This is a genomic window from Pseudenemella bisphenolivorans (assembly GCF_051133435.1).
GTDB lineage: Bacteria > Actinomycetota > Actinomycetes > Propionibacteriales > Propionibacteriaceae > JAAYAO01.
In genome coordinates this window covers 330,329-348,550 of sequence record NZ_JBPGNY010000002.1, presented here as the reverse complement: position 1 = coordinate 348,550, position 18,222 = coordinate 330,329, and the positions used below count along the sequence as shown (strand labels likewise).

The following is an 18,222-nucleotide window of genomic DNA, read 5'->3' as shown; positions in this document are numbered from 1 at the left end:
CACGGGTCCTTGCGCGATTGAGGACCAAGCCTTAAGACTTGGCGCATGAGCAGCGCCAAGGAAGCGATGATCGACGCCGCCGAGCGGTTGATCGCCGAACGCGGACTGGCGGCGCTGACCCTCAAGGACGTGCAGATCGAGGCGAAGCAGTCGAACAAATCGGCCGCCCAGTACCACTTCGGTTCCAAACGGGGTCTGCTCGCGGCGGTGGTGGAATCCCGGATGGAGCCGGTCAACGACCGACGCCTGAAGATCTTGAACGGTTGGGACGAACAGGGCATCACCCCCTCGCCCCGGCAGACGGTCGAGGCCATGATCGGCCCACTGGCGGCCGAAACCGTCGCCAAACCGGGCAGTTACTACGCCCGTTTCCTGCAGCAGGCGATCACCGATCCGGCCCTGTCCGACCTCTTCGAAGAAAGTCTGCAGGCCGAGAGCCTGCGCCGGATCACCAAGATCATGGCCGTCCATGCCCCTGTCGAAGGCCCGACCGCGAAACTGCGGGTCAGCGCCCTGATGACCCTGATCATGGTCACCCTGGCCCGGCACGAGGGCGAACACAGCTACCCCGCCGACAACGATCGGCTGGTGGCCGACCTGGTCGAGGTCGCCCTGGCGGCATTGACCGCTCCGCAAGCCGAGACCACCACCAACGTCCTGGCCACCCTGGCCGGGCAACCCGAAGGGAATCAGTGATGACCGATACCGCACAGCCTCCTCGCTTCGAAGCTCGGGTTGCCCCGCATCCGGCAGATCCGCTGGCCTCCTACGGCCCGCTGATCGCCGACCGCACCCCGGCCGGATTCCCCGACCGTCCCTATGAGCTGTTCGAGGTGCATCCCCATACCCCCACGATCGGCGCCGAGATTCGGGGCGTCCGGCTGGGCGGCGACCTGCCCGACGATGTGATGGGTGACCTGCACCGGGCCCTGCTGGAGTGGAAGGTGCTGTTCTTCCGCGACCAGGACATCGACCGGGCCGATCATCGCGCCTTCGCCAGCCGGTGGGGCGACCTGGAACACCACCCCTTCTTCCAACACACCTACGGCGGCCAGACCGATGTCGACGTCGCCACCCTGGCCAAGGACAGCGTGGTCAAGGGCGTGGAGAACCAGTGGCACAACGACGTCACCTGGCGCGCCACCCCGTCCCTGCTGGCGGTGCTGCGCGCGGTCGAGGTGCCCCCGGTCGGTGGTGACACCCTCTGGTCCGACACCGCTGCGGCCTACGACCTGCTACCCGACGACATCAAGAACCAGATCGAGTACCTCGAGGCCGAGCACGATTGGGTCAAGTCCTTCGGCCGGGGTCTGGACGATGCCGAGCTCGCCCGGTTGCGGGAGGCCTTCCCGCCGGTCACCCACCCGGTGGTGCGGGTCATTCCCGAAACCGGACGCAAGGTGCTGTTCGTCAACATCAACTTCACCCAGCGCATCCTCGGGATGTCGCAGGACGAGTCGAACGAACTGCTGATGAAGCTCTACCGGCAGGTGCAGCGGCCCGAGTTCCAGGTGCGGCTGCGTTGGCAGAAGAACACCATCGCGATGTGGGACAACCGCACCTGTCAGCACTACGCGGTCAGCGATTACGCCCCGCAGCGGCGGGTGATGGAGCGCATCTCGGTCATCGGTGATGCGCCGATCGGCCCGTCCGCCGGCTGAGGTCGATCGCGAGGTCGCCGACCGGGAAACTCGGCAGATAGTCCACGATCTTGGCGAGCCGCTCGACGGTGCGCCGAATGTCGGCCGGTTCGAAGCGGTCGGCCAGGGTGCTCACCCAGGGGCCCTTCACGTCGATCCGGTCGATGCCCTGATCGTGCAGAAACTGGATCAGCCTCGGGGTGGCCACGGCATGGCCGATGCGCTCATGGCCGGCGGTGATCAGGTAATCGCGGTTGAACTCGTGCCATTCGGTGTCGATGCCGCCGCCGGCCCGCAACCGTGACCGCAGCACCCGGACATGGTCGGGCACCCGGTGGGCGAGCTCGACCAACACCACCGGACGGGCGCCGGCCACCGCGATGAAATCGACCCCGGCGTGGTGTCCGGTGATCATCTCGCCGAGGTAATCCAGCGAGCGGATGCTCCACAGGTAGAACAGCACCGAGGGCAGTGCGGCGATCCGCTGGAAGTCGGTGCCCTGCCAACTGCCCAGGTACTCGGCCGGATCGATCGTCCAGGGGTCGAGCAGGCCCTGTTGCAACTCGGCCTCGAGCAGGTCGGCGACCGCGGCGAGCAGATCGGCGTTGGCGCCCCGGCGCCGTCCGGCCCCGTCGTGGGGAAACCAGAGCAACCACCGGCCGTCGGTGAGCAGGTTCATCGCCGGGCCGGGGCCGCGGTTGTCGAGGAGTTCCCACACCGGGCCGACCAGGGCCGATTCGATCAGTGCGGCATCGCCGTGGGCAGCCCAGACCCGGCCGTCGTAGGGGTCGCGGTCGGCGGGCAGTTGCACATCGGCCCGGGGCAGGTTCAGCAGCCGGGGCAGCACGGAGAAGTAGTCGTCGGTGACCAAGAACCTGGTCAGGCCCCGCGACAGCCGGGTGGCCAGGCCGGTCAGGTGGGTGGCGCGCATGCTCGACTCGGCCAACCGGGTACAGGCGTCGTTCGGGTAGAGCAGTTCGGGCAGGTATTCGAAGGCGTAGACCTCGCGTTCGCCCGCCACCCGGGTGCGGGTGCGGTGGTCGCGCATGTTCGGTTGGGCGAAGAACGGCAGCCCGAAGGTGGTGTGCACCGTGAATCGGTGCCCACGCCCGCGCTGCCAGTACCCGATACCGACCCCCGATGGATGAAAACGCACCCGAAACGACCCGATCCGGCTCATTCGCACCGGATGACCGGCTGTGGGGTGCGTTTTGGGACGGCACCCATTATGAAGGGCACTCACCCGGGGTGCAGTACCTCCAGTTCCAACAGATGTTCGGTGTTGAAGACCACCTCCACCGCTGAGGTGTACTCGCCGGTGTCGCGTTCGCGGATCACCAACTCGACCTGATCACCGTGGGGGGAGTGGTAACGGGCACTCACCCGGTACTTGCCGATCGGGATGCCATTGGTCTCGCCACCGTCGCTGCGCACGATCGTTTCGCCCTGGGAGCCGTCGATCAACGGCGCGGTGGGCTCGAAGGTCACTTCGACCAGCTCCATATCCTCGATACCCGGATGCTCGTTGCCCTGGTCGTAGTCGGATTCCCGGTATCCCTCGTAGATGTAGACCTTGCCGCCATAAAAGGCGTCCTCCGATTCGGGGCGGGGACCTTCGATTCGCCACTCCATATCCCGGATTGCCCCGGTGCTGCCGGCGAAGGCGGTTTTGTCGACGTGGAGGTCCTGTGTGTAGCGGTGACCCTCGTAGTCGACCTCGATCGTGCCGAACATGCGCCAGGTCAGGTTCGGCTCCGCGGACAGGTCGATCCGGTAGTAGCCGTTCTCATCGGTGACCCCGAACAGGTAACTACCGTGGTGGAGGGTGTTGTCGGCTCCGACCTGAACCCCGGGCAGCGGTTCGCCACGGGCGTTGGTCACCCGGCCCTTCACCACATTCGGCTCGATCTCGCCGGCATTGGCGGGTGCTCCCGCTGTCGGGCCGGAGTCGAAGGCGAAGCAGGCGGTCAGCGGCAGAATCAGCACCACCACCAGCGCCACCAAACCAGCATGCGGTCGTGTCATGCGCCGATGCTAGGTCGGTCACCGCGCCCACCGGGAGGCCCGAATGCGCTCAATGGCGGGGGTCAAGACCAAAGAACTCAACCCCATGTGACCTGCGTCGGATCGGGCGCCCCCGGGGCACGACGCCGGTCAATCGTCAGTTCGCCTTCCAGGCTTTGGAGAAGTCGAGCATCTGTTCGTTGACCTGCACGATGTCGTGGACATCCTCCTGCCAGGTGGCGAAGGCCGGGTTGCCACCCAGTGCGATACCGATCACGTCCTCGCGGTAGAGGGCTTCGACCTTGTGCAGCGCATCGCGTCGCGCGTCACCTTCGAGGATCGCGAGTTCCTCGACCAGCTTGTCCATCTCCGGGTTGGCGTAGCCCATGGCGTTCACCCGAGATTCCGAATGGAACTGCTGGGACACCCCCAGATAGGGGTCATCGTCACTGATTCCCTGCCCGATGGCGGCGAACTGGAACTTGCGGTCCACCAGAACCCGCTGGGTGAGGTCAGCCACGGTGCGTGGGCTCTCGAGTTCGACGTGGAACCCCACCGCCTCCAACTGAGCTTTCACGATGAGTGCCTGTTCGCGACCGTTCGGGTCACCCAGCGAGGTGTAGGTGATCGTCCCGTCCCAGCCATCTGCCTTGGCTTCCTCAACAAGTTCCTTGGCCCGCTCGGTGTCGAGGTCGGTGTCGATGTCCGGGTTGTGCCAGTGGGAAGCGGAGGTGAAGATCGTTTTGCCCGCAAGCCCGTAGCCGTCGTACAGACGGTCGAAAATGGCCTGTGGGTCCACCGCGAGAAAGAAGGCTTCGCGCACCCGACGGTCGTTACCGGGATTCCCTTCGGCGTGGTTGACGTAGATCACGCTGCCGAGGTTCGCCAAGGAGACGGCGCCGTAGTGGTCTTGTTCCCGGAGCTTGGCGATCAGTTCGGGGGAGCGAATCACCATCGCATCGACCGAATCGGCCTCCAAGGCATCCAGTTTCGTTTGGTCGGGGCCGAGCCAAACGAACCGCAACGTGTCGAGGTGGGGTTTGCCGTCCCAGAAGTCGGGGTTCGCTTTGAGCACGAGCTCTTCTTGTGGTTTGTACGACTCGAAGGTGAAGGCACCGGCTCCGATGGGCTTGAACTCGGGGCCGGCGATGGCCGCCGGTGCCACGATGAAACCCATCGCCCGACCCAGGATGTTCCGGAAACCGGCCATCCCCTCGGTGAGTTCGAACACCACGGTCAGGTCATCCACCTTGCGAACGCCCTTCCAACGCGGGCCGATGACACTCATGTCCGAACCGCGCTGCTCCACGTAGTAGTTGACCGATCCGACAACGGCGTCGGCATTGAGCGGGGTTCCGTCGGAGAAGGTGACACCGGGACGCAGTGAAACCGTCCACTCGGTGAAGTCCTCGTTCGGCTCGGCCGATTCGGCCAGCCGCGGTTCGAACTCGCCGGTCTCGGGCACGTACCGAATCAGTTGGTCATAGAGCGCGACCAATGTCGAGGCACCGGCAAAAGCCGACGCGAAGGTCTTGCTCGGGTCGGTCGTGCGACTCTCCGCGAAGTCGGCCAACGTCAACGTGCCGCCGCTGACGGGCTCGCCCGGGTCCTGCTGTCGGAAGACGCCGGGAGCCAAGACCGCGTTCTTGTCCGGATTCTCCGTCGGCTCATCCCGGTCTTCACGCGATACCCCGCAGGCCGACAGGGCCAATGCGGCGACAGCGGTGAGCGAAATGAGCTTGGCCAAACGATGTTTCATGGTGCCTCCGGGTATCCGCTGATCAGCAGCCGTATCGACGTTGTACATGCGCCCGGCGTCGAGCGATCTGGGCGGCGCGTTCCTCATCGCTCACCGTGGGGCTGTCGGCCGGCAACTCCTCGGCGAGTTCACCGAGCGTGGTCTTGACCATCCGCGGCGAATGGTCGTCCGGAAGGGGCCCCGATGTTCCGTCCCAGCGCAGCAGGATGTCACCGGTGCGCAGTCCGCACGTGTCGAGCCAGTTCGGATGCCCCGGGTCCTCGGCGCAGATGACGAAGCGGTACAGGCCGTCCTGATCGGCGACCGCTTGATCGGAGGTGAGGCTGCTCTGGCGGTTGGCGTACTCGAGTGAGGAGAACCAGTTGTCGGACAGTTGGATGCCGAAGTAGTGGGCATCCGCCGCGCCGAGCGTGACCACCAGACACTCGTCATCGCGAAGGTCGAAGTTCGCCCGGCACATCCATCGTCCGGGCACTCCACCCAACGACCCGGGATCCATCGGCACACCCATCTCATTCGGCGCTCGCCGCTGGGAGCTCTGCAGGGTACTGGCCGGCCACGCCCGAGCCTGGACGAGCAAGTCCTGGGCGGCCGCATTCAAACGCTCCGCCAGTTCGTCCGCGCTCACCTCGGGTTTCAGCTCGCCGGCAGCCCCGACCCGGTCGATGTGCACTTCGCCCGGATCCCGCATGGTGTCCCAGTCGCTGTAGACCTGCCGCACGAGAATCTTGGTCGAGTCGGTGGGGTTCTGCAGCCAGTTGGCCCTGGCGGGTCCATCGTCAACAAAGACCTCGAAGGTGCCGTCGGGGTTGACTTCCAGGTCCTCGAAGCTGAGGTAGGACGCCATCCGACCGTTCAGATAGGGGTCGCCGGCATACACCTGGAATTCGAGCCGATGCGCGTCCCCGAGACGCCCCCAGACCTTGTAGGCCACCCCGGGCAGCAATTGGCTGATCAGATAGCGCTGATCGGGGTTGTCCCCGCCCTCCCGAACTCGGTGATCGAGCACCCGGAAATAGGGGAATGCGGGATCGAAGATGACGTGTTCCTCGAGCCGGGCAATGAGCATGGAGGTGAGGAACATGTGGCCTCGGGCCCGGTTCTGCTCATCTTCGTAGTACTCATGGCCGCGCATTTCGCCCGTCGCCCGACGGATGCTGTCCAGCAGGCCGTCGAAAGCCTTTTCGAGGTTGTTCGTCATCAGTTCCTCCGGTACCGGTTTGGTCAACTGTGGACGAGGTACCCGCGGCCCGGGGGATCGACTTCCGCTGTTCGGGAGCACCTCGGAGTACGCTGTGGCGGCACGACAATGCCGCGTGGTCACCGGATCCTCCCACCCGTCACCATCAGAAAGAGGGCAGGTGCAACTCACCTCAGCGTTCCCCGAGCTCGCCCAACTCGTCGGCGGGGGCTTCAACCAGGACTACGAGGATGTCTTCGGCACACCCCATGAGGTCATCTCGCAGTTCACCTCGAGCCCGGTGTTCTGCGCCCGGCTGCCGCAGGAGGTGGAGCGGCTCGAGGCCGAACACTCCGACGACATCGACGAGGTGTTGGCGGCGCTCGGCAACGGCTATGACTACGAGGCGGCCGGGCTCAGCGCGAAGGAGTGGCTCGACGAGGTGCTGGCCCAGGTGCGCAGCGAGGCCCCGCCGGTCGATCAGCGGTATTCCGGGCTGCTGGGGCAGCAGGTGCTGGGGGTCAGCAGCGATTCGGTGCCGACGCTCGTCCTGGAGCGCGATGTCGTGGAGTTCCCCCTCGGCGTGAGCTGCGCGGCTCCCGGCGGAGTCGATGAAATCCGCCCGCATGGCGCCCCGGCGCTGCTGCGCGAGCTCGTCGGTGAGCGGGTCGTGTGCGCAGTCGAAACCCGGGGCCGGCTCACCGTGGCGACGCCCCACGTGCGGGTGTACTCCCTGACCGGCGAGGGCGAAGGATTCATCGTCCGCCCGGCGTGAGCGCCGATCGCGCCCCCAACGCCACCCAACCAGCGCGAAGTCGTTTCCTGTGCCGACGCCACGTCGGCCACTGGGGAGGCCCGCAGGATGGGCACAACATCGGTCAATACTCGGTCCGGCTCAGAGCCGGGCGATCACCTCGTCCAGCATCTGCTCGGTGAGCCGGCCGGTGAAGGTGTTCTGCTGCGACACGTGGTAGCTGCCGACCAGCCGCAGCACCGAGCCGTCGGGCCGGGTGAAGGCGGTTTCGGCGCCGTGGCCGAACTTGGCGCGGGGACGGGGTACCTGCCAACCGATCCGGACGGCCGCGGCGTGTGCGGCCTGCCAGGCGATCGTGCCCAGGGCCAGCGCCGACTCCGCACGGTCGGCCAGCACCAGTTCGCGATCCAGCCAGGTGCCGCAGGTGGCGAGTTCTGCGGGGGTGGGCTTGTTGTCCGGTGGGGCGCAGTGCACCGGGGCGACGATCCGTACCTCGCTCAGTTCGGCGACCAGCGCATCGGGGTGGTCGGCATAGCCGGCCCGGTGCAGGGCGCCGATGATCCAGGTGCCGGAGTTGTCCCCGGAGAACATCAACCCGGTGCGATTACCACCATGGGCCGCCGGGGCCAGCCCGATCACCAGAATCCGCGGATCGGCCACCCCGCGGCTGGGCACCGCACGACCCCAGTACGGCTGCTCGGCGAATTGCCTCCGCTTCTCGACCGCCACCTTCTCCCGCCACCGCACCAGCCGCGGACAGGCTCGGCAGACACTGACGTACTCGTCCACTTCGGGCAAGGACTTCGACCGGGCCGCGAACCGGCGCACCCCACCCGCCGACGCCGCGCGCGGAGTTCCGGCATCGGCCGGGTCACCCGGCCAACCGGTACCCGGCGGTGCGGGGGAGTCGAAGGGCTGCCCGGTGACCGGATGCGGAAACTGCATACCGGCCAGTCAAACAGACCGCGCAACCGGGCTCAGAGCCAGGTTTCCCGGGCCAGCGGGCCGTAGGTCTGCTTCGCCTGCTCCAAAGCAGCGACGTACCCGGCCCGTTCGTAGGCCGAGGCATCGGCATCGGCCGGGACGGCAAGCATGCCCCGCGCCTGATCCAGAGAGGTGAACTGGCGACGTTCCAGCCAATCGCGGAACCCGTCCAGCAGCATCCGGGTGTGCCCGGCCCCGTGCCGCACCAGGGCCGAGGTGGTACCGACCACGTCGGCGCCGGCCAGGATGTAGCGGGCCACGTCCTCCCAGGTCTCCACCCCACCGGAGGCACACAGCGAGGTCGTGCCGAGTTTGCCGTGCAGGGCCGCGATCCAGGTGCGCGGCAGCCGTCCGTCGGAGGAGTGCGAGAGCCCGATCCCGGGTTCGACGGTCAACCGTTCCACGTCCACCTCCGGCTGCAGGAAGCGGTTGAACAGCACCAGCCCGTCGGCATCGGCCTGCGACAGGGTCAGCGCGAAGGCACCGAAGGACGAGAAATAGGGGCTCAGCTTCACCGCCACCGGAATGGTCACCGCATCCTTCACCGCGGCCAGGATCTCGCGGTGGGTGTCCTCGACCCAGCGGGCGTCGGTGCTGATCTCGCCGGGCACCTGGTAGATGTTCAACTCCACCGCGGCCGCCCCGGCGTTCTGCAGATCGCGGGCCACCCCGGTCCAGCCACCCATCGTGGAACCGTTGATCGACCCGATCACCGGCACCGACACCGCCTCGGCGGCCTTCTCCACCAGCGACAGGTAGGTCTTGGTCGGGCTGATATTGGACGTCGGCACCTGCGGGAAATAACTCAGCGCCTCACCGTACGACTCGGCCGGCTCCTCGGTGAGCATCGCGTCGTGGAACTCCTCGTGACGCACCTGCTCCTCGAACAGCGAATACATCACCACCGCCGCCGCACCACCGTCGGCCAGTGCCCGCACGCCGTCCACGGTCTGCGACAGGGGCCCGGCCGAGGCGATGATCGGGTGGGCCAGTTCCAGGCCCAGGTAGTTCGTCGTGAGGTCCATCTCAGGAATCCCTTCTTGCGTCGGCGGCGAACTCCTCGGCGCCCCGACTGGCCATTTCCTCGTAGTCCTGCCACCGCTGCAGCACCTGTTCCTGGGCCAACATCACCAACCGGTCGGCCTCGTCGGGGTCGGCATTGCGCAGCATCCGGTACCGCAGCTCCTGGTAGATGTACTCGTGCAACGGCACCCGCGGACGGGGCGAGTCGAGCAGGAACGGGTTGCCGCCGGCACTGCGCAGCACCGGGTTGTACCGCATCAGCGGGAAGTGCCCGGAGTTCACCGCCAGGTATTGCTGCCGGTTGCCCTGCCGCATGTCGATGCCGTGGGCGATGCAGTGCGAGTAGGCGATGATCAGCGACGGCCCGTCATAGGCCTCGGCCTCGCGGAAGGCGTCGATGGTCTGCTGCGGGTCGGCGCCCATCGCCACCCGGGCGACATAGACGTTGCCGTAGGCGATCGCCTGCATCGCCAGGTCTTTCTTGTTGGTGGTCTTGCCGGCCGCGGCGAACTTCGCCACCGCGCCCAGCGGCGTCGACTTCGACGACTGGCCACCGGTGTTGGAGTACACCTCGGTGTCGAGCACCAGAATGTTCACGTCGCGGCCCGAGGCCAGCACATGGTCCAACCCGCCCGAGCCGATGTCGTAGGCCCAACCGTCACCACCGACGATCCACACCGAGCGGCGCAACAGATGGTCCATCACCGAGCGCAGATCCTTCGCCCGGGCCCCGTCGAGCTGGTCGAGCTTCTCGGCAAGCTTCTCGATCCGGGCGTGCTGGGCGGCCAACTCCGATTCGGCAACCTGCGGGGCGTCCAGAATCGAGTCGACCAGGTCGTCGCCGACCTCGGCACGCAACTGCGACAGCCGCTCCCGGGCCATCTCGGTGTGCAGGTCGGCGGCCATTCGCAGCCCCAGCCCGAACTCGGCGTTGTCCTCGAACAACGAGTTCGACCAGGCCGGGCCGCGTCCCAGTTCGTTCTTCGCCCACGGGGTGGTCGGCAGGTTGCCGCCGTAGATGGACGAGCAGCCGGTGGCGTTGGCGATGGTCAGCCGGTCACCGAAGAGCTGGCTGAGCAGCTTCAGGTACGGGGTCTCACCGCATCCGGAGCAGGCCCCCGAGAACTCGAACAGCGGCAGCAGGAACTGGGTGCCGCGCACGGTGCCGAAGTCGACCCGGGTGCGGTCGTTGTTGGGCAACTGATGGAAGAAGTCGACATTGGCCTTCTCCTGTTCCAGCCGCTCGGCGACCGGGGACAGGTTGATCGCCTTCAGATGCGGGCTCAGCGGCGGCGACACCGGGCAGGCCTCCACGCACAGACCACAGCCGGTGCAGTCCTCGGCATAGATCTGCAGGGTGAACCGGGTGTTCGGCACCCCCGCGGCGTTCAACGGGGCGGACGCGAAACCCTCCGGCGCACCGTCCAGAGCCTCGGGGGAGTAGAACTTCGACCGGATCACCGCATGGGGGCACACCAATGAACAGTTGCCGCACTGGATGCAGGTGTCGGGATCCCATTCGGCGACGATCTCGGAGATATTGCGCTTCTCGTACTGGGTGGTCGCCGACGGATACGTCCCGTCGATCGGCAGGGCACTGACCGGCAGGTTGTCGCCGTGGCCCGACATCATCGCCGCGGTGACCGTGCGGACGAACTCGGGGGCGTGGTCGGGTACCGGGGCGCGCAGCCCGTGGTCGGCGGTCACCGACCCGGGCACCTCGACCTGATGCAGCTCGTCGATCGAGGCGTCCACCGCATTCTGGTTGCGGCGCACCACCTCGTCACCCTTGCGGGCGTAGGTCTTGCGGATCGAGTCCTTGACCGCGGCGATCGCCTCATCGCGGGGCAGCACCCCGGAAATCGCGAAGAAGCAGGTCTGCAGGATCGTGTTGGTGCGATTGCCCATGCCGGACGAGCGGGCCACCGCGGTCGCATCGATCACCCACAACTTGATGTCGAGTTCCAGGATCCGTTCCTGCAGCGGTTTCGGCAGGTGCTCCCAAACCTCGTCCGGCCCGTGCGGGGAGTTCAACAACAAGGTGGCGCCGGCACCGGCGAACTCGGTGATGTCGACCTGTTCCAGGATCGACCAGTGGTGGCAGCCGATGAAATCGGCCCGGCCGACCAGATAGGGCGCCTCGATCGGGTTCGGTCCGAACCGCAGGTGCGACACGGTGCGCGAACCGGACTTCTTCGAGTCGTAGACGAAGTAGCCCTGGGCATTGCGGTCGGCGCCGATGATCTTGATGGTGTTCTTGTTCGCCCCGACGGTGCCGTCGGAGCCGAGCCCGTAGAAGACCGCGCTGTGGGTCTGCGGGTCGGTGATGTCGATGCTCGGGTCGTAATCCAGCGACAGGTGGGTGACGTCGTCGGTGATGCCGACGGTGAACCGCGGACGGGGTGAGTCGGTGGCCAGTTCGTCGTAGATCGCGATCGCCATCGCCGGGGTGAACTCCTTCGACGACAGCCCGTAGCGTCCACCGATGATCAGCGGCAGCCGGTCGCGGGTGCCGCGGGCGTAGGCCTCCGACATCGCCGAGGTGATGTCCAGGAACAGCGGTTCACCACCGGCGCCGGGTTCCTTGGTGCGGTCCAACACCGCGACCCGTTCGGCCGTGGTGGGGATCGCCGCGACCAGGTCTTCGACCGGCAGCGGACGGTACAACCGCACCTGCACCATGCCGACTCGCTGCCCCTGGGCGTTGAGGTGGTCGACGGTGGCCCGGACGGTTTCGGCCCCCGAGCCCATCACCACGATCACCCGGTCGGCGTCGGCCGCACCGTGGTAATCGACCAGCCGGTAGCGCCGTCCGGTGAGGTCGGCGAACTGGTCCATCACCTCGGCGACGATGCCGGGGGTGGCGTTGTAGAAGGAGTTCACGGTCTCGCGGGACTGGAAATAGGTGTCGGGGTTCTGCGCGGTACCGCGGATGAACGGGTTGGCCGGCGACAGTGCCCGGGAGCGGTGTTCCAGAATCAGATCGGTCGGAATGAAGGAACGCAGTTCCTCGTCCGACAGTCGGTGCACCACGTTCAGTTCGTGGCTGGTGCGGAAACCGTCGAAGAAGTGGACGAACGGCACCCGGGAACGCAGGGTCGCCAACTGGGCGATCGCGGCGAAGTCGTGGGCCTCCTGTACCGAGGCGCTCGACAGCAGGGCGAAACCGGTTTGGCGTACCGCCATCACGTCCTGATGGTCGCCGAAAATCGACAGCCCCTGGGCGGCCAGCGAGCGGGCCGCGACATGGAAGACCGTCGAGGTCAACTCACCGGCGATCTTGTACATGTTCGGGATCATCAGCAGCAGACCCTGGGAGGCGGTGAAGGTGGTGCTCAGCGCGCCACCTTGCAGGGCGCCGTGCATCGCACCGGCCGCACCACCCTCGGACTGCATCTCGATCACCGTCGGGACGGTGCCCCACACGTTCTGGATCGCATGGGCCGACCACTCGTCGGCCAGTTCGGCCATCGTCGAACTCGGGGTGATCGGGTAGATCGAGCAGAGTTCGTTCAGCCGGTAGGCCACCGACGCCGCGGCGGTGTTGCCGTCGATGATCTGGCGGGTCATTCGTGCTCCTTGATCATTTCGATCGCGTGCACCGGGCATTGCTCGTAGCAGGTACCGCATCCGGTGCATTTGGTGTAGTCGTAGCGGTAGCCACGACCGGGGCCGAGTTTGATGATCGCGTCCTCGGGGCAGGAGCCCAGGCAGCCGTCGCATTCGAAGCAGTTGCCGCACGACAGGCACCGTTGGGCCTCGAAGTTGGCCTGATCGGTGTCGAAGCCGCCGACCACCTCGCCGAAGTCGAGGACCCGTTCGCTGGGCAACAGTTCGGGTTGGTCGCGGCGGGAGTGGTCACCGAAGTACCAGGGGTTGAGCTTGTCGAAGGTTGCCAGCGGGTTCTTCTCCCGATCGACCAGCGGCACCTGGCTGAGGTAGGCGTCGATCGAGCGGGCCGCCTTCTTGCCGTGACCGACGCCGATGGTGACGGTGCGCTCGGAGGGCACCGCGTCGCCGCCGGCGAAGATGCCCGGCACGGCACTCATCAGGGTGCGCGGGTCGACCTGCAGCACGTCGTCGACGAACTCCAACCCCCGGATATTGCGCAGGAACTCGGTTTCGGGTTTCTGACCCACGGCCATGATCACGGTGTCGGCCTCGAGTTTCTCGAACCGTCCGGTGCCGCGGGGTTTGCCGTCCTCGTCCAGTTCCATCACCTCGACGGTCAGCTCGTCGGAGACTTCGGTGATGGTGCGCAGCCAGTTGAGTTTCACGCCCTCGCGTTCGGCGTCGGAGGCCTCGATCTCGTGGGCCGGCATCTGTTCGCGGGTGCGCCGGTACACCACCAGGGCTTCCTCGGCACCCAGCCGACGGGCGGTGCGGGCGGCGTCCATCGCGGTGTTGCCGCCACCGTAGACCGCGACCCGCCGTCCGATCACCGGTTTGTCACCGGAGGCGACATCGCGCAGGAAGTCGACCGCGTCCACGATCTTGGACGCGTCGGAGGCCGGGATGTCGACCTTCTTCGACAGGTGCGCGCCGATCGCGATGAACACCGCATCGAAATTGCCGCGTGCGCGTTCGGCCTGCAGATCCTTGATCGGGTGCTTGCAGTGGATGATCACGTCCAGGTCCTGCAGGCGGTTGATCTCGGCATCGAGCACATCGCGGGGCAGGCGGTACTCGGGGATGCCGTACCGCATCATGCCGCCGGGGGCGTCGGAGGCGTCGAAGATCTCGACGTGATGGCCGTGCCGGGCCAGGTGGTAGGCCGCCGAGAGTCCGGACGGGCCGGCGCCGATGATCATCACCCGGCGTCCCGAAGCACCCCGGGCGGGACGTTCGAAGCGCCAGCCCTGTTTGATCGCCTCGTCGCCGAGCCAGCGTTCGACACCGTGGATGGACACGGCCGAATCGAGCTCGGCCCGGTTACAGACCGACTCGCAGGGGTGATAGCAGACCCGGCCGTGGATCGCCGGGAACGGATTGTCCAAGGTGAGCTGGCGCCAAGCGTCCTCGGCCCGGCCGGCCTTGATCAGCCGCAGCCATTCCTGGATGTTCTCGCCGGCGGGGCAGCCGGCATTGCACGGTGGCAACAGGTTGACGTACACCGGCATTCGAGTTCTGGTGGCACCCGCCCGGCCCAGGCTGCTGGCGAGGTCGGGCAGGGGCGTGACATCACGGCGGGCCATGGAATCTCCTTGCGGGCAGGCGTTGCCATAGATACTACGACTCGTCGTCGGATTCCGCTCGTCGGTGCATCCGGAACATTCGGCGGTGGAACCACATCGGGCCGCAGGTCACCTCGGTGCCCTCGTCCACGAAGCCGTGTTTGCGGTAGAAGGCTTCGGCCCTCGGGTTGTTGCGCAGGATCCACAGATGCGCGTCGCGATCGCCGATCGCGGCTTCGAGCAGGGCGGCCCCCACCCCGGTGCCGTGTACCCCGGGCAGGGCGTAAAGGTGTTGCAGTTGGTAGGGCACGATCGGCGGCGGAAAGCCGAGTTCACGTTCCCAATCGGCAATGCCCGGCCCGGACGCGGCCACCGCGATGATCTCGCCGGCCTGGTCCACCGCCACCCAATGCCGCCGGAAGGGTTCGACCCCGGCGGCTTCGTCGGCCTCGGCCCGGGTGATTGCCTCGGCCAGGGCCGCGGCCCGTTCGTCCACCTCGGCCAGCCGGGCCTCGGCGAACTCCGGCGGCATGATGTGGGTGTAGGTGGCCGCGACCGCCCGGGCATGGGTGAGCGCGGCGGCCGGGGCGTCATCAACCGTGGTGCGGCGGATGGTGAACTCCATGGCGGGAAAGCTACCAAGCTCGACCGCCGGAGTCGTCCGAAAACCAATGGCGTCGCGTGGTTCTGAAGCGCACAGTGGAGGCACTGTTCCCAACAGAAGGGAGACGCCATGACTGACGACACGTTGGGCGCGTCGGAGGACACCAAGCGCAAGATGCGCGAGGCCCTGGAGCGCAAGCAGGCCCACGCCGGGCCGGATGTGTCCGATCACAGCCGGCACGGCAAGGTCGACGGTGCCCAGCGCTCGGAGACCGGCCCCCAGATGTTCCGCCGCAAGAGCGGTTGACCACGGCGACGCATCGAAATCCGCGCCCATGATGAAGGCTCGGCCTCACTGCGGGGTCGGGTCTTCATCTTTTGGGGCATCGCGCCGCGCCGCTCCGGCCCCCGAGGGATGCCGGTGGCGGGTACCCACATCTCAGCTCAGCCGCCCGATGGCCGAAAACGCATCCAGGAGCTCCCGATAGCGCCCGAACGCACCGGATAGGCCCTTCCGGGGTGCGTTTTCATCCATCCCGCGCCGAGACCGGCTCCGCTGAGCACCAGCTTCCCGAGCTGGATACCTGCGTCGGGTGCGGGCCAGCCCTTGGCGAGATCGGACCCGCCTCGCGGGACCCCGGGGCCCGGTGCAGAGCTGGCCGGCACCTTTCAGCTCGGCGGTCAGGTCGGCGAGGAGGACGGGGTCAGCCGAGCATGTTCCATTGGCCGGTGGCCCACTGCAATGCGATCGAGGCCGCGATGATCGCCAGCCACAAAATCCCACCCAGGGCCAGCGGACGCCACCCGGCGTCGCGGATCTGCCGGAAGGAGCTCGACATACCCACTGCGGTCATCGCCACGGTGGTGCCGTAGTGGGCGATGAACTTGATCACCGGGGCGGCCGATTCGGGTATCACCCCGAGCGAGTTGATCGCGGCGGCAATCAGGAACAGCACCAGGAAGGGCGGCACCAGCCGGTACCACTTCGTGTTGGGGTGGGCGTCGGGGTTGCGGCGGCGGGTGAGCCACTGCTCGAACAGTGACAGCGGAATCAGCCCCAGGGTTCGGGTCAGCTTGACCACCACCGCGGTACCGGCGGCGACCCCGCCACCGATGCCCATGTGCAACAGGATCTGGTCGTAGCTGGTCGAGGCGGCAACCACCGAGGAGGTGTCGTTGACCGCGGTACCGGCCCACAGGCCGAAGCTCTCCGGGCTCAGCCCGATCAGATGACCCAGATAGGGAAAGAGGATCGCCGCCGCCACGTTGTAGACCACGATCACCGCGATCGACACCGCCACCGCGGTGGGGGCGGCCCCCATCACCTGGCTCATCGTGGCGATGGCCGAGGCGCCACAGATCGAGGTGCCGTAGGTGACCAGCTTGCCGGTCTCCTCCTCGACCTTCAGCAGGCGGGTGAGCGGCAGCCCGAGTCCGACGACCACGATGATCGTGCCGATCAGCACCGGCAACCCGGCCAGCCCGACCCGGGCGATCACCGGCAGCGACAGGCCGGCGCCGAGCAGCACGATCGAGGCCTGCAGGACGCGCTTGGCACAGAACTTGGTGCCGGTGGCGATGGCTGCGGGCTGACCCAGAAACTGCCCGATGATGAGACCGAGGATGATCCCGACCACCGGCGCACCCAGGGTTGGCGCCACCCGTCCAACCCCGGTGGCGACCAGGCCGATGACGAACGGCGGCAGTAGTCCGAGCCAGAAAGCACGGTCGCGGAGAATTTTCACGTCGGCACACTACGCCTCAATTCCACCGGAGTCCCAATGGAGCCGAGAGAGCGCGGCACCCCGCGTTCTGCGGGGGTTCTCAGCGGGGCGGCGCGGACATGATGGTCGTGCCGTTGCGCTCAGCCCCCGCCCGGGACACGGCCGGCCCGTACAGTGAGCCGCATGTCCCGACTTCGTCTTGGCGCGATCGCCCTCATTGCGGCGTTGATCTCGACCGGGTGCACTTCGACCCCGGAAGACGAACCGGAGAAGTACGGGCCGGTGAAGCTGGCTGTGGCACACACCCCGGACACCTGGCTCAGCGACGACTACGAGCACGGTTTCGGTGAGGTGTGGAAGCTCGATCGCTCGGAGGAAGTCTGCGGTATCCACGACGATGTGGTGTTGCTCGGCCGGGACGGTGACCTGGTGGCGGTGCGGATGGCGGACAAGTCGACCGTGTGGCAGAGCGAGGGCCAGGGGTGCATCTCGAACAGCGTTGTCGATGGGGACGTCTACATCTCCACCAAGACCGGCGCATCCGAACAACGTTGGGAGCGGGTGGAGATCAGCACCGGTGAGCGAACCCCCGTCACCGGTGAGATCCCCGCGGTGGGCAGGTTCCGACCGGTGGCCCATGCCGACGGCAGGTCCTGGGTACTGATGTTGTCGCAAACAGGCGGTATGCAACTGCGGGCCAGTGACGCCGATGGACGGGAGCTCTGGCGGGCCGACACCGATGACCTCAGTTACTGCAAGGTGCTCGACGGCGGCGCTGCCGGCACGCCGAAGCGCTTCGGTTGCTGGTCGCGCACCGACAAGTTCGTGTTGATCGACGCCGAGACCGGCCGGGTGGTCACCGAGCTGGAGGTGGCCCCGCCCACCGCGAAACAGGGTTCGGTGGTGCTCGCGGCCCGAGATGGCTACATCGTGATTCCGCGTGATCCGGAGCCCGGTATCGAAGCGCTCGAACAATTCGATCTGGACGGCGAACCGGCCGGCACGAACACGGTCACCGAGTATCCCCGGGTACCGGATGGGGTGATGTTCACCTTGGCCGACCTGCAGATCGCCACCGACCGCAGGGTGGAGACGGTGTCGGCCGACGGACGGTGGGTCACCCGGCGCGAGGACGGTCGACGCTCGGTGCTGGTCGGCGAGGAGGCCCACCCCGTGGACGGCACCCCCCGGTTCGTCACCGAATCGGGTGGTGCGCTGGTGATCAGCCCCGACGCCAAGGGGCTGCTGTTGCTGAGCACCGAGGACGCCTCACAGCTCGGCAGCATCGATCGGTCGGCCCATGACCTGGAGGTGATGGGCGGGTACCTCGTCCGACCCGACCGGGGCGAGGCCGAAATCCACCTTCCCGGACGGTGA

15 protein-coding genes are annotated in these 18,222 nt (G+C 66.9%); 5 read left to right on the top strand and 10 right to left on the bottom strand.

Annotation, left to right across the window (positions count from 1 at the left end; all coding sequences use genetic code 11):
• Nucleotides 1-45: 45 nt before the first annotated feature.
• Nucleotides 46-696, top strand: a complete 651-nt coding sequence (locus tag ACR4XW_RS06455; RefSeq protein WP_434759712.1) for a TetR/AcrR family transcriptional regulator — start codon at nt 46-48, stop codon at nt 694-696.
• Nucleotides 696-1,661 (top strand): TauD/TfdA dioxygenase family protein, encoded by a 966-nt coding sequence (locus tag ACR4XW_RS06450; protein ID WP_434759711.1) that lies wholly within the window; start codon nt 696-698, stop codon nt 1,659-1,661. Before ACR4XW_RS06455 ends, ACR4XW_RS06450 begins: the two co-directional genes overlap by 1 nt.
• On the opposite strand, the gene ACR4XW_RS06445 is transcribed toward ACR4XW_RS06450, so the two are convergent.
• The 4 genes from ACR4XW_RS06445 to ACR4XW_RS06430 form a co-directional block, all read right to left on the bottom strand.
• On the bottom strand, nt 1,624-2,796 hold the full coding sequence (locus ACR4XW_RS06445; RefSeq protein WP_434759710.1) for a hypothetical protein: 1,173 nt from the start codon (nt 2,794-2,796) through the stop codon (nt 1,624-1,626). The genes ACR4XW_RS06450 and ACR4XW_RS06445 overlap by 38 nt on opposite strands.
• Nucleotides 2,797-2,879: 83 nt before the next feature.
• Nucleotides 2,880-3,665, bottom strand: coding sequence for a carboxypeptidase-like regulatory domain-containing protein (locus ACR4XW_RS06440; RefSeq protein ID WP_434759709.1), 786 nt, complete (start codon nt 3,663-3,665; stop codon nt 2,880-2,882).
• A 136-nt stretch (nt 3,666-3,801) separates the two neighbouring features.
• Nucleotides 3,802-5,403, bottom strand: a complete 1,602-nt coding sequence (locus ACR4XW_RS06435; RefSeq protein WP_434759708.1) for an ABC transporter substrate-binding protein — start codon at nt 5,401-5,403, stop codon at nt 3,802-3,804.
• Between the two features lie 22 nt (nt 5,404-5,425).
• Nucleotides 5,426-6,604, bottom strand: a complete 1,179-nt coding sequence (locus tag ACR4XW_RS06430) for a hypothetical protein (RefSeq protein WP_434759707.1) — start codon at nt 6,602-6,604, stop codon at nt 5,426-5,428.
• 160 nt (nt 6,605-6,764) lie between these two features.
• Between ACR4XW_RS06430 and ACR4XW_RS06425 the strand changes: the two genes are divergently transcribed.
• The gene (locus tag ACR4XW_RS06425) at nt 6,765-7,358 is read left to right on the top strand and encodes a contact-dependent growth inhibition system immunity protein (RefSeq protein ID WP_434759706.1); all 594 of its coding nucleotides are present in this window, start codon (nt 6,765-6,767) and stop codon (nt 7,356-7,358) included.
• 120 nt (nt 7,359-7,478) lie between these two features.
• Here ACR4XW_RS06425 and ACR4XW_RS06420 read toward each other — a convergent pair whose 3' ends face one another.
• Genes ACR4XW_RS06420 through ACR4XW_RS06400 form a run of 5 tightly spaced genes read right to left on the bottom strand, consistent with a single transcriptional unit; the run spans nt 7,479 to nt 15,143 of the window.
• Complete coding sequence (locus tag ACR4XW_RS06420; RefSeq protein WP_434759705.1) at nt 7,479-8,282, bottom strand: uracil-DNA glycosylase; 804 nt, start codon at nt 8,280-8,282, stop codon at nt 7,479-7,481.
• Nucleotides 8,283-8,314: 32 nt separating this feature from the next.
• Nucleotides 8,315-9,346, bottom strand: a complete 1,032-nt coding sequence (locus tag ACR4XW_RS06415) for a dihydroorotate dehydrogenase-like protein (RefSeq protein ID WP_434759704.1) — start codon at nt 9,344-9,346, stop codon at nt 8,315-8,317.
• Nucleotide 9,347: 1 nt separating this feature from the next.
• Nucleotides 9,348-12,914: a pyruvate:ferredoxin (flavodoxin) oxidoreductase gene (gene nifJ, locus ACR4XW_RS06410; RefSeq protein ID WP_434759703.1), complete on the bottom strand. Its 3,567-nt coding sequence runs from the start codon at nt 12,912-12,914 to the stop codon at nt 9,348-9,350.
• Complete coding sequence (locus tag ACR4XW_RS06405) at nt 12,911-14,539, bottom strand: NAD(P)-binding protein (RefSeq protein ID WP_434759702.1); 1,629 nt, start codon at nt 14,537-14,539, stop codon at nt 12,911-12,913. Before ACR4XW_RS06405 ends, nifJ begins: the two co-directional genes overlap by 4 nt.
• 34 nt (nt 14,540-14,573) lie before the next feature.
• Nucleotides 14,574-15,143, bottom strand: a complete 570-nt coding sequence (locus tag ACR4XW_RS06400) for a GNAT family N-acetyltransferase (RefSeq protein ID WP_434759701.1) — start codon at nt 15,141-15,143, stop codon at nt 14,574-14,576.
• 108 nt (nt 15,144-15,251) lie between these two features.
• Between ACR4XW_RS06400 and ACR4XW_RS06395 the strand changes: the two genes are divergently transcribed.
• Complete coding sequence (locus ACR4XW_RS06395) at nt 15,252-15,428, top strand: DUF5302 domain-containing protein (protein ID WP_434759700.1); 177 nt, start codon at nt 15,252-15,254, stop codon at nt 15,426-15,428.
• A gap of 397 nt (nt 15,429-15,825) precedes the next feature.
• Here the strand turns inward: ACR4XW_RS06395 and ACR4XW_RS06390 are convergent, their stop codons facing one another.
• Nucleotides 15,826-16,866, bottom strand: a complete 1,041-nt coding sequence (locus ACR4XW_RS06390) for a YeiH family protein (RefSeq protein ID WP_434759699.1) — start codon at nt 16,864-16,866, stop codon at nt 15,826-15,828.
• 162 nt (nt 16,867-17,028) lie between these two features.
• Here ACR4XW_RS06390 and ACR4XW_RS06385 point away from each other — a divergent pair, with 162 nt between their 5' ends.
• On the top strand, nt 17,029-18,222 hold the full coding sequence (locus ACR4XW_RS06385) for an outer membrane protein assembly factor BamB family protein (RefSeq protein WP_434759698.1): 1,194 nt from the start codon (nt 17,029-17,031) through the stop codon (nt 18,220-18,222).